Origin of the sequence: Dietzia sp. ANT_WB102 (assembly GCF_008369165.1) — a bacterium.
Classification (GTDB): domain Bacteria; phylum Actinomycetota; class Actinomycetes; order Mycobacteriales; family Mycobacteriaceae; genus Dietzia.
Map to the genome: position 1 here is coordinate 1770664 of NZ_VOBA01000001.1, position 11631 is coordinate 1782294.

Annotated in this window: 12 protein-coding genes; 6 read left to right on the forward strand and 6 right to left on the reverse strand. The window is 69.0% G+C overall.

All coding sequences use genetic code 11. The features are described 5' to 3' along the window. Positions 1 to 399 precede the first annotated feature (399 nt). Positions 400 to 2112: a sodium:solute symporter family protein gene (locus FQ137_RS08225; protein WP_149292726.1), complete on the forward strand. Its 1713-nt coding sequence runs from the start codon at positions 400 to 402 to the stop codon at positions 2110 to 2112. Between the two features lie 20 nt (positions 2113 to 2132). Further along, positions 2133 to 2264 carry a putative transporter small subunit gene (locus tag FQ137_RS15445; protein WP_223146496.1) on the forward strand — a complete coding sequence of 44 codons (132 nt, stop codon included), beginning with the start codon at positions 2133 to 2135 and terminating at the stop codon, positions 2262 to 2264. Between the two features lie 102 nt (positions 2265 to 2366). Here the strand turns inward: FQ137_RS15445 and FQ137_RS08230 are convergent, their stop codons facing one another. The 5 genes from FQ137_RS08230 to FQ137_RS08250 form a co-directional block, all read right to left on the reverse strand. Further along, positions 2367 to 3686 (reverse strand): alpha-hydroxy-acid oxidizing protein, encoded by a 1320-nt coding sequence (locus tag FQ137_RS08230; protein ID WP_149291953.1) that lies wholly within the window; start codon positions 3684 to 3686, stop codon positions 2367 to 2369. A gap of 87 nt (positions 3687 to 3773) precedes the next feature. After that, positions 3774 to 4382, reverse strand: coding sequence for a GNAT family N-acetyltransferase (locus FQ137_RS08235; RefSeq protein WP_149291954.1), 609 nt, complete (start codon positions 4380 to 4382; stop codon positions 3774 to 3776). Between the two features lie 49 nt (positions 4383 to 4431). Further along, positions 4432 to 4872: a hypothetical protein gene (locus FQ137_RS08240; protein ID WP_149291955.1), complete on the reverse strand. Its 441-nt coding sequence runs from the start codon at positions 4870 to 4872 to the stop codon at positions 4432 to 4434. Beyond that, the gene (locus FQ137_RS08245) at positions 4869 to 5555 is read right to left on the reverse strand and encodes a hypothetical protein (RefSeq protein WP_149291956.1); all 687 of its coding nucleotides are present in this window, start codon (positions 5553 to 5555) and stop codon (positions 4869 to 4871) included. Before FQ137_RS08245 ends, FQ137_RS08240 begins: the two co-directional genes overlap by 4 nt. Before the next feature lie 102 nt (positions 5556 to 5657). Next, positions 5658 to 6983: an oxygenase MpaB family protein gene (locus FQ137_RS08250; RefSeq protein ID WP_149291957.1), complete on the reverse strand. Its 1326-nt coding sequence runs from the start codon at positions 6981 to 6983 to the stop codon at positions 5658 to 5660. 45 nt (positions 6984 to 7028) lie between these two features. Between FQ137_RS08250 and FQ137_RS08255 the strand changes: the two genes are divergently transcribed. After that, positions 7029 to 7622, forward strand: a complete 594-nt coding sequence (locus FQ137_RS08255; RefSeq protein ID WP_255583808.1) for a TetR/AcrR family transcriptional regulator — start codon at positions 7029 to 7031, stop codon at positions 7620 to 7622. 70 nt (positions 7623 to 7692) lie between these two features. Next, positions 7693 to 8442, forward strand: a complete 750-nt coding sequence (locus tag FQ137_RS08260) for a lytic transglycosylase domain-containing protein (protein WP_149291958.1) — start codon at positions 7693 to 7695, stop codon at positions 8440 to 8442. Between the two features lie 36 nt (positions 8443 to 8478). Here FQ137_RS08260 and FQ137_RS08265 read toward each other — a convergent pair whose 3' ends face one another. After that, on the reverse strand, positions 8479 to 9699 hold the full coding sequence (locus FQ137_RS08265; RefSeq protein WP_149291959.1) for a GAF domain-containing sensor histidine kinase: 1221 nt from the start codon (positions 9697 to 9699) through the stop codon (positions 8479 to 8481). Positions 9700 to 9920: 221 nt separating this feature from the next. Between FQ137_RS08265 and FQ137_RS08270 the strand changes: the two genes are divergently transcribed. Both FQ137_RS08270 and FQ137_RS08275 read left to right on the forward strand, forming a co-directional pair. Next, positions 9921 to 10934 carry a zinc-binding alcohol dehydrogenase family protein gene (locus FQ137_RS08270; RefSeq protein WP_149292728.1) on the forward strand — a complete coding sequence of 338 codons (1014 nt, stop codon included), beginning with the start codon at positions 9921 to 9923 and terminating at the stop codon, positions 10932 to 10934. A 50-nt stretch (positions 10935 to 10984) separates the two neighbouring features. Beyond that, entirely contained in the window at positions 10985 to 11629 is a 645-nt protein-coding gene (locus FQ137_RS08275; protein ID WP_149291960.1) for a response regulator transcription factor, read from the forward strand. Positions 11630 to 11631 lie beyond the last annotated feature (2 nt).

Consider the following 11631-nt stretch of genomic DNA (forward strand, 5'->3'; position numbering starts at 1 on the left):
GTTGAGTTCCTGGGTTATTGGGAGCGGCGCCATGCGCCCCCGCGATCGAATATCTGCAGACCAAACGCGGTTTTTCTTGCATCGTGGTGAAATTTATTGGGGCCGTCAATAGTGTGGGTCTTCATCCACAACAGAACCTGAGCAACACCGGCGGTTTGGAGTTTCCCTCCATTCGGACCCCGTCGCTTCGGGCGCAATACGGGAAAATCGGCCCCTCGCGTTGGACGGTCGGACAACCGCGATCGCCACAACGATTCTCAGTTTGCGCCCAGAATTCTCTATGCTCGCTGGGGTTGGTCGAAACAAACGAAGAGGGAAAGGGCAGAGAGGTTGCTTGGGACTACCGCATTGAGCGCGACCGCTGTCGTGCTACTTCTGTTGTTGTTTTACGGCGGAACGATGTTCGCGTCCATGCGGATCGCGCAGAAGGACGAGAACGCTGACGACTTCATGACGGCCGGACACAAGATCGGCTTCGGCATGTCGGCGGCATCGATGACCGCCACGTGGATCTGGGCGTCGTCCATGTACGCCTCGGTGAACTCGGGCTACCTCTACGGGGTGTCCGGCCCGATCCACTATGGGCTCTGGGGTGCCCTGATGATCCTGTTCATCTACCCCTTCGGGCGGCGCATCCGGAAGGTCGCGCCGCAGGCGCACACCCTGGCCGAGGTCATGTTCGCGCGCCACGGCCGATCCTCCCAGCTGATGCTGGCAGGATCCAACATCCTCGGTTCCGTCATTTCCTTGACGTCGAACTTCATCGCCGGTGGCGCACTGATCTCCATGCTGAGCCCGTTCAGCTTCATCCAGGGCGTGATCGTGATCGCGGGCGGTGTGCTGCTCTACACCCTGTGGTCGGGTTTCCGCGCCTCGGTCCTGACGGACTTCGGTCAGGTGCTGGCGATGCTCGGTGCAGTGGTCATCATCGTGCCGGCCATGTTCTTTTTCCTCGGCGGAACAGAACTGTTCGAGTCGGGCGTGCAGAACGTCACCCCGCAGCAGCAGTCGTTCTTTTCGTCCGAGGCGTTCCTCAATCAGGGCGCGCCGTACATCGCCGCCGTGCTCGCCTACGCGATCGGTAACCAGACCATCGCGCAGCGGCTGTTCGCGGTGCGCGAGGACCTGATCAAGCCGACGTTCATCACCGCCACGATCGGTTACGGTGCCACGATCATCGGCATCGGCATGGTGGGTGTGCTCGCGCTGTACGCCGGGATCGATCCGGTCGAGGGCGACCCCAACAACCTGTTGCCGCAGGTCGCCGCCGAGTACCTGCCTGGCGTCCTTGTTGCGTTGTTCTTCATCATGATCATCGGGTCCCTGTCCTCGACCGCGGACTCGGATCTGGCGGCTATGTCCTCGATCGCGATGACGGACATGTACGGCCAGAGCCTGCGCGGCCGTGGAAAGATCCCCAACCCGCGCACGATGCTCATTATCGGCCGGTTGACGATGATCCTTGCGACGACAGCGGCGTTGATCTTCGCCAACATCCGGTTCAACATTCTGGATCTGCTGGTGTTCGTGGGTGCCCTGTGGGGTGCGCTGGTGTTCCCGGTGATCGCCAGCTTCTACTGGAAGAAGGTCACCAACTCGGCGTTCACGGTGTCCGTGTTGGTGGCGTTGGCGGTGTTCATCCCGACCCGTTTCGGGCTTGTCCCGGACACGGGTGTGCTGCCGATCGTGATCGAGGCGCTGGCAGTTGTCGGCGTGGGCGTGGTGCTGGGGCTGATGGTGTTCGGCTTCGTCGGGCTGCGTCCGGCGCTGCTGGTCGGCGGGCTCGCCGCGTTGGCCAGTGCACCGTTCGTCTTTAACTTCCTGCGCGATTACGACACGCTGACAGCCTCGCTGGTGGCGTACGCGGTGAGCACGATCGTCTGCTATGCCATGTCGGTGCGTAGCTCGATGGACTTCGACTTCGCCAAGATCGCCCGCCGCACCGCCGATTACGACACGGAGGAGGTCGCGGAGGTGCTCGAGGCAGAGGCCGAGGCCGACGCCGAGCGGGATGCCGCGGCGGGGGCCGACAACGCGCCGGTCGCCGCCGGTAGGGATCGGCGCCGTGGCGATGACGACGACGACAACGACGACGACCTGGTCCGGGTCTAGGGAAAGGAGGTCAGTTACTCATGACACCGATTCTTCTCACGATCTATGTGCTCATCTGGCCGGTGATCGTGGCCGGCGTCCTGGTCGTGCTCGTGCGCGGTTTCGTCAAGGAGGTCGCGGAATCCAAGCGCGACGGCGAAGCGATCATCTAGCTCGTTCACGAACAACGACCCCCCGGTCGGCACTCGCCGACCGGGGGTTGTTGTTTATGCAGGAGTCACCAGGTCAGGTGATGGGATCACCAGATCGCCAGATCACACGGTCAACAGTGAGCTGTCGACCTCGTCCCACGAGCTCGCGCCGCTCAGCGACATGGTGAGGTCGATCTCGGCGAGCAGATTGTCGAGCACCTCGCCGACGCCACGCTCGCCGGCGATGGCCAGGCCGTAGATGTGGGGCCGACCGATCGTGACGGCGTTCGCCCCGCAGGCCATGGCTTTGACGACGTCGGTGCCGTTGCGGATGCCGGAGTCGAGCAGCAGGGTCGGCTCTGGGCCGACGGCCTCGCGGACCCGGACGAGGGCGTCGAGGCTGCCGATCGACCCGTCGACCTGCCGGCCTCCGTGATTGGAGACCATGACCGCGTCGACGCCCGCGTCGAAGGCCCGCTGCGCGTCGTCGGGGTGCAGGACGCCCTTGAGCACGATCGGCAGTCGCGTCCGAGCCCGCAGGGTCGACAGGTGGTCCCAACTCAGGGCCGGGTTGGAGAAGGTGTCGAGGAACGTCTCGACGGCCGCGCGGGTCTCGGGGGCGCGGAGGTTTGTCCGCAGGGTGCCCGGGTGGTTTCGTGCCATCTCGAGCAGGGTGAGTACCGCCCGCGGGGTGATCGTGACCGGGTCGGGGTTCGTGCCGGCGCCGGCCGCGCGGGACACCCGCTCGGCGACCATCTCACGGAAGCGGGGGTCGGAGGTGTACTGCGCGATCCCAACGCCCCGGGTGAACGGTAGCGAGCCGAGGTCGAGGTCCCACGGCCGCCAGCCCAGGGTGGTGGTGTCGAGGGTGACGACCAGCGCCTCGGCGTTGATGGCCTCGGCCCGGGCGATGAAGCTGTCGACCAGGTTTTCGTCGCTGCTCCAGTACAGCTGGAACCATCGGGGGCCGTCCTGCATCGCGGCCGCGGTGGCCTCCATTGGGGAGGAGCCCTGCGAGGAGAAGATGTACGGCAGCCCTCGTCGGGCGGCGGCTTTGCCGATGAGTACGTCGGCGTCGCGGCGCACCAGTCCGGCGGCGCCGATCGGGGCGACCAGGACGGGGGCGGGGAGCCGCTGTCCGAGCACGGTGGTGGAGATGTCGCGCCGGGAGGTGTCGCGGAGCATGCGCGGGACGATCCGGCGCCGGTCGAACGCTTCGCGGTTGGCGTCCATGGTTGTGCCGGAGCCGGCGCCGCCGTAGACGTATGCCCATGCCTTCCTCCCGCCCGGCCTGCGCAGGAGTGCGCGCTGGGCGGCGGCTTCGAGTTTCTCGGCGCTGGTCGGCACCGCCGGGGTGATGCCGGAGATGCCGGATCGGTAGATGACGTTCTGGCGGGCTCGGCCCAGGGCCTCTGTGATCGGGGCCGCGAAGTCAGCTGTCATGCGGGTGAGGGTACTGGCAGGGGCGACGCCCGGGGTCCGACTGTGGGACCACGCCTGCCGGACCTTGCCGGTGCTACCCCGTCTGCTTTACCGCGCGTTGCCGCCGGACCGGCGGATCATCGCGGTCGAGGCTTCCCCGGGAAGGGTCGGGACCGAGCCCACCGCCTCGAATCCGAACCGCTCGTAGAGGCGGCGGCTGCCCGGGGTGGTGGATTCGAGGAAGGTCAGCGGGGTGGGGGACCGGTCGACGATTCTCAGGCGGTGCTCGAGCAGGGCCGATCCGACGCCCTTGCCGCGCGCGTCCGGGCCGGTGCCGATGTCGCGGAGGTACCAGTGCGGTTCGTCCGGGCGGTACGCCTCGATCTGTTGGGTGTGGCGGATGCCGTGTCCGCCGGGGAGTCGTCCCAGGACCTGCCGCGCCGCTGCGGTCACCGCGCGCCGAGCCGTGTCGAGCACTCCGGGGCTGGCGGGTGGCTCCCACAGGATGGCGCCGACGATGCGACCGTCGTCCACCGCGACATCGACCCACTCGGGGTGCCGCCGCACCCGGCGGCCGTAGTGGGCGGCCAGTGTGGCGACCTTGTTCTCCTGGCGCGTCAGGCTAACCGACCACGCGGGATCGTCGCGGAAGGCCTCGCTGAGGATGCCGGCGATCGCGGGCGCGTCGGCGCTGGTGGCTGAGCGGATGGTCAGCATGGGGTGTCCTTGGGGTGCGGTGATGACGATGCTCTGGTGGTCGCGGTTGTCAGGTGATCGCGTGCAGGAGGGCCAATCCGGCGGCCCCGCACGCTGCCGCGACGAGCAGAGAGGCGAGCGTACCGATGATGAACCGCTCGCTCACCGCGGGGTTCTCCCGGATCTCGGGGTATCGGCCGAGCGCTTTGATGGCCACCACCACGGCGGCGAGCTCGAACCGTCCGGCGAGGATGGCGGCGGTGAGTCCGACGCGTTCGAGGATGCCGATCCACATTCCGCCGCGCAGCACCTCGCGGACGTGAGGGGCGGGGTCGTCGCGTTTGCGTACCACCGGCCGGCGGGAGTCGCCGCTGATCTCGACGGTGGGTGGCTCGGGGACGCGGGCCGAGCGCAGCACCAGCGAAGCGATGGGCGACCCGAGCCCCGCCGAGGCGATGAGGCTGAGCGTGACAACGATCGCGACGAGGATCCAGTCAGGCCAGGTGCTCATTCCGCACCTTCTGTCGCCGCCCTGTGAGCGCCCGCGAGCAGCCGGTCGAGCACCGGGTAGGCGGCGCGTTCCTCCCGGATGCGTGACAGGCGCAGGGCTCCGGTCACCGAGGCGGGGGCGATTCCCAGCTCTTCGGCGGCGGCGACCTGGGTGGGGGAGCGGTCGACGGCGTCCACCACCCGCCACTGTGCCTCGGTGCGGCCCAGTACGAGCGGCGCGACCAGCGCCCAGACCGCTTCGCAGTCGGCGGCCCACGCCGTGGCCGAACTGCCGTCGTCGTGCCGGTCGGCGCTGGCGCTGGCGCCGGCGCCGGTGGCGGGGTCCGGATCCGCGGCGGCGTCGTCGGCGACCCGTATCGCCACCGAGCCGGGCAGGCTCTTCGCGGCGTCGACGGCGTCGCGGGCCGCGATATAGGCGCGTCCGCGACCGGCTCTGGTCCCAGATAGGTAGGACTCGTCGTCGACGTCTCCCACCCCTACCCCGCAGTGCCAGTCACCCGAGCGCAGCGTGATGAGTAGTGCGGACCGAACCGCGCCAGGGTCGGTGAGCAGACCCTGGACCTCGTCGCCGGCCGTGCGCTCGAACGCGGCGGCGGTCGGGACCGCAGCCAGGGCGTCGAGCAGGGCGGGTACCCGGTCGGCGCTGCTGCGGCTGCGACGTTGATCGATGGTCACGACGTACATGAGGCGATCGTGCCACACCCCGCCGACATAAGGCGTAAGCGCCTAAAAGTGACAAATGAGCCGTTATCGCCTAATTTCACCGGTTGAGGCTCTGCGGCCTCATTAGTCGCTGTCGCTAGCGAGGCGGGTGTCGTCGGCGTGCGGGCCGCTTGCAGGTCGTTGACGAGCAGCGAGGGCGGGCGATGTTGTCGGCGAGGCGGGCCTGCCGATGTCGGGTCGGGCGTCACCAAAAGTCTCTTTGCGCTCGCGGACGCGGACCCGCTCGCCCCATGCTTCGAGCCGGGCCCGGCCGACCGGGGTGCGGTACCGCAGGGTGTTCAGCGCGATGAGGTAGGCGTGTGCCCACGGCGGCCGGACGGGCAGACCGAACTCGCGCATTGACTCGCGGCCGAGGAGCACGGTGAGCATGCTCAACAGTCGCTCGTGGCCTACGCGGGCGCGGAGCCGGGGGAGCGGCCCGCTGCGGTGGCGGCGGCGTTGCGCCGCCACCAGCGCCTGGGTGAGCTGCGGTCCGGCTTCGGAGAGTCCGGCCTGCGCGAGGAGGACGTGGTAGTTCATCCGGTGTCGCTCGCTCTCGCGCTCGACCAGGAAGTCGTCGTCCACTCCGAGCAGCCAGCCGACGTAGCGCCACATGTGCATGATGTCCGCCGAATCCTGGCGGCTCACCGCTACGCCGAGCGTTCGGGACCCCAGCAGGACGACGGCGTCAAAGAGGCCGAGGGTGGCGGCGAGGTCGCTCTGGCTGATCGGTAGGCCCCAGCGGTCGATGTCCCAGCGCGGCTCCATGGCGTGATTGACCACGGCGTGCATCGCGCGCACGTGGCCGGTGAGTCGCCATGCCTCCCCGTGGGGCCGCAGCCCGTCGGGGAGGGTCAGGGACATGGTCCAGTGGCTGGTCTCGGCGAGCCGGCGCAGCGTGGTGTTGCCCGTCAGGCCGCCGGTGGCCACGAGGAGGTCGGTGGGGCCGCCGAACCGGTAGCCGCCGATGAGGGAGAGCTGCAGCAGGATGTCCGCGGCGTTCTGCCCCAGGCGCAGGTAGGCCTTCTGTCCGCGTTCGATCCGGTCCCAGTCGACCCAGTCCGGGGTGTCCTCGAGTCGCTCGAGGTACCTGCGCAGTACCGGTGGCGCGTCCTCGCCGAGCCCGGCGGTGCCGGTGGTCAGCGCCTCGTCGAGTTGGCGGCGGCTCACGGCGCCCGGTTCGCCGGAACGTAGTCGCATGGCCGCGGCCAGTTCGTTGCCGAGTTCGTCGCGCTCGAGGTAGCCGCGGCCGAGGCGGTCCATGAGCTGCTCGTCCACCTCGTCCACGCCGGCGATGCGCTTGAGGGGGCGGCCGATGCGCCGCGAACGCTCCTCGGCCTCGCGGAAGCGGGTCGGGTAGCGCGCGACGGTGACGGGGTCCGGGGTGGGCCGTTCGGGTGCGGTGGTCATGCCACCACTTTGACGCGAGTATTTACTCGCATACAATTCGCGTTCATGCGAAGGGTTCCCCAACAGGCAAGATCCCGGGAAATGGTGCGCCGGATCGAGGAGGCTGCTCGCGTCGTGCTCGTGCGTGACGGCTACGAATCGTTCACCACCAACCGCGTCGCCGACGAGGCCGAGGTCAGCCCGGGGTCGCTGTACCAGTACTTCCCCGACAAGTCCGCGCTGGTCACGGTGGTGATGGACCGCTGGACTGCCGAGATCTCCGACCAGGTGGCGGCGTCGCTGGCCGGCGCCGGGCCGATGGAGGTCCAGGATCCCGCCACCGTGCGGGCGATCGCCGACGCACTGCTCGCCGCCTTGGAGGCGGACGCGGGGCTGCTGCGGATCGTGTGGGAGGAACTGCCGGCGGCCCGGCACCGGGCCGCGCAGCACGCGCTGGAGCGGCGGGTCCGCGAACTGCTGACCGTTTACCTCTCCGCCGCGGGCCTGCGCTCGGCCGACCCGGCGGCGCGGGCGTGGGTGATCGTCATGGCCGTGGAGAACATCGCCGTGCGCTGGGTGCTTGACCGTCCCGCCATCAGCCGCGAGGCGTTGCTCGACGAGTTCACCGCGCTGGCCCGGGGATTGGCGTCCCGCGGTTGAGTTCGCCCCGCCCCGAATCAGGGAGGACCCCGAGGCGTGGCGTATCCCGGCTCGGGCAGACTTGCAGGCGATGCCCACCCTGACCCCCCGCGCCACCGCGAGTATCGCGGGCCTGCTCGCGATCGCCGTGTTGTCGTCGTCGTGCTCCTATGGGCCCACCCGCCAGGCGCCGATCCCGATCCCCCCGGGCATCCCGCCCGCGGCCGGCGCCCCGGTGCCGACCATCGACATCAACGCGCCCGGCCGCACCTCCGACCAGTTGCGCGAGTGGGCGGCGGGCATCAACGAGGCGATGAACATCCCCGTCGCCGCGCTCGCCGCGTACGGCAACGCCGCCGAAACCATGCGGCAGACCCGGCCTGAGTGCAGCCTCGCCTGGACCACGCTGGCCGGCATCGGGCACGTGGAGACGCGGCACGGTCGGTACCAGGGGGCGTCATTGAGCGACGACGGCTACGCCCTGCCGCCGATCATCGGGATCAAACTCGACGGTTCACCCGGTTTCGCAGACCTGCCCGATACCGATGACGGCGAGTGGGACGGCGACACCGAGCACGACCGGGCTGTGGGACCCATGCAGTTCATCCCCGAGTCGTGGCGCAAGTACGGCCGCGACGCCAGCGGCGACGGCCGCGCCGACCCCAATCAGATCGACGACGCCGCCGTGGCCGCCGCCCGCCTCCTGTGCGACGCCGGGGGAGACCTGAGCCAGGCCGAGAACTGGCAGCGGGCAGTGCTCGCCTACAACGCATCCCGCGAATACGTCATGGACGTGCGCGACGCGGCGGCCGCGTACTCGGTGGGGACCACCGCGCCATAGGTCGGGGCGCTCGCGGCCGATCCCGCGTTGATGCCGTCATCGCAGTGGCACCGACCACCGCACCACGGTGCCCGTGCGCTGGGCCGGGGTGGTCAGCGTCCCGCCGAGGCTCTCGGCGCGTCGTCTGAGATTGGCGAGTCCGCTCCGGTCGGTCGTCGGATCGAGACCGACCCCGTCGTCGGACACCTCCACCACGATGTCGTCCCCGATCCCGACGGTGACCGTCATCGACTCGGCCCAGGCGTGGCGGACCACGTTGCTCACCGATTCGCGAACCACCGCGACCAGGTGCTCTGCCGTGTGCTGGTCCACCACGGACAACGGCCCGGATATGCGGAGGTGCGTGCGGAGCGGGGAGTCGCCGAGCTGCTGGTCGATCACCTCGTGGATGCGTTGGCGCAGACCGGAGGTCTGCGTGTCGCCGGACTGGAGGTCGAAGATGGTGGTGCGGATCTCCTGGACGATGCTCTGGAGGGTGTCTATGGTTCGCGTCAACCGTTCACGGATGTCGGGGGACTGGGTGCGCTGGAGGGTGGCCTGCAAGGTCAGGCCCTCGGCGAAGATCCGTTGGATGACATGGTCATGGAGATCGCGCGCGATGCGTTCCCGTTCGGCGAGCACTTCCACCTGGCGGGCCTGCGCTGCTGCCGCACCCAGGTGTACGGCGAGGCTCGCCTGATCCGCGAAGTTTGCGGTCATGTCCACGACGTCCTCGGTGAAGCCGGGCCGTCCGTCCGCACGCAGCGCGACGAGCACTCCGGTGGTGGAGTCGACCGCACGCATCGGCACGGCCAGGACCGGCCCGAAACCGTCGCCGACATCGCGCGTGACCGCGTACTCGAGGCGGTCTCCGTGGACGGGCTGCCGTGACGTGAATGCTCTCCCTGTCGTCGACCCCGCCACGGGGATCGCTTCGCCTTCGAGCAGGTCGGCCCGCGAGCCGGACGCGACGGTGACGACGAGATGCCCCACCAGGTGGGCTGGGTGCTCGGGATCGTCGGGTTGTGCGATGAAGACCAGGTCGGCGTCCGCGAGTACCAGGACCTTCCGAGCGATCAGGTTCAACACGTCGCGGTCGCCGGCGTCGGCGAGGAGCTCGGTGCGGACATCACGCGTCGCCTCGATCCAGCGGAGCGTCGTCTCCAGCCCGAGATCCGACGTGTCCGCGAGCATGGCCTCGATGATCTCGCCCTGCTCTGCCCGGAACGGCGCGGCCGGAGGCAAGCGATCGCCTGCCCTGCCTGACTCCGTGCCCATTTCCAGAGCCTAGGCGGGCAGCCCGCGAACCACACCGAGTTCTGCACAGTCGTAGCCCGGCGGGAGGCTCCCACACGGTGGAGACCGACCCGTGTGCCGCGTGACCGAAGTCCCCCGACACAGGGTCCTGTGGCCCTCCCGGCGACGCCTCGCGGGCAGGATCCTCACCAGATGACGTCGACGACACTGCGGAGGGACCGATGACCGGGACCTCGGCGACGATGAAGGCCTGGACCGTCACGACCCCGGCCCCGGTCTCGCAGGCGCCCCTGCACTATGTGGAGGTCCCGATACCGTCCCCGTCCACGGGCGAATTGCTCCTGCGGGTGGAGGCGTGCGGAGTGTGCCGTACCGATCTCCATGTCTGCGAGGGCGATCTGCCCGTCCACCGCGCACACGTGATCCCCGGTCACGAGATCGTGGGGGAGGTCGTCGGGATCGGCCGTGGGACCGAGACGAGCCTCCGGATCGGCGATCTGGTCGGTGTTCCGTGGCTGCGCGGGACATGCGGTGAGTGCACGTACTGCCGACGTGGCGCGGAGAACCTGTGCCCAGCCTCGACGTACACCGGGTGGGATGCCGACGGGGGATACGCAGAGTACGTCGTCGCGCCCGCCGCGTATGCACTGTCTCTGCCCGAGGGATACGACTCTGACGAGCTGGCCCCCTTGTTGTGCGCGGGGATCATCGGCTTCCGCGCTCTGCGCCGCACCGACCTGCCCGCGGGCGGCCGGCTGGGGCTCTACGGTTTCGGCGGCAGCGCGCACCTTGTCGCCCAGGTCGCCCTCCACCGTGGCGCCACCGTCCACGTGATGACACGCGAACCCGACGCCCGTCGCCTCGCTCTCGAACTCGGGGCGGCGTCGGCAGCGGAGGCCTACGCCGAACCGCCCGAGCCCTTGGACGCCGCGATCATCTTTGCCCCCGTGGGTGATCTCGTGCCCGTCGCGTTGTCCGCCCTCGACCGCGGGGGGATTCTCGCCCTCGCGGGCATCCACATGAGCGACACACCGCCGCTGGACTACCGTCGCCACCTGTTCCACGAACGGCAGATCCGCAGCGTCGAAGCCAACACCCGGGACGACGCGGTGGACTTCCTCGCCTTTGCCGGACGGCACCGGTTACGGGTGACGACGAGGCGATATCACCTCGATGACGCACTGTCCGCGCTACGTGATCTCGCCGCCGGTCGGTTCTCCGGAGCCGCAGTCCTGCATCCCGACCCTGCGGCGTGAACCGCTCGTAGACTGTCAACGCACCATCATCCGCCTCGGGAGGCGCCGCGATGACGACCGTATTCCTCGTCGACGACCATGAGATAGTGCGTCGTGGCCTGATCGAGGTGCTGGACGCGGACCCCACCCTGACCGTCGTCGGTGAGGCGGACTCGTGCTCCCAGGCATTGGCACGGATACCAGCGCTCCGCCCGGATGTCGCCGTCCTCGATGTCCGGCTCCCCGACGGCAACGGCATCGAACTGTGTCGCGAACTGCTGGACAAGGTCGAGGGGCTGCGCTGTCTCATCCTCACGTCGTACACGGAGGACCAGGCAATGATGGACGCCATCCTGGCCGGTGCCAGCGGCTACGTGGTCAAGGACATCACCGGGATGGAACTGGCAAAGGCCGTCTCCGACGTGGGGCAGGGCCGGTCCATGCTGGACAACCGGGCGGCGGCCGTCCTCATGGACCGGCTGCGCCGCCGTCAGGGCGAGGAGACAGGGCCGCTGGCGGGACTGACGCCGCAGGAACACACCCTGCTCACCCTGCTGGGTGAGGGGCTGACCAACCGACAGATCGCCGAGCGGATGCATCTCGCGGAGAAGACGGTGAAAAACTACGTCTCCCGTCTCCTGACCAAACTGGGGATGGAACGTCGGACCCAGGCCGCGCTCTACGCGGCGCGGGTCGTCGACCGGGGCCGCGAGTAAGG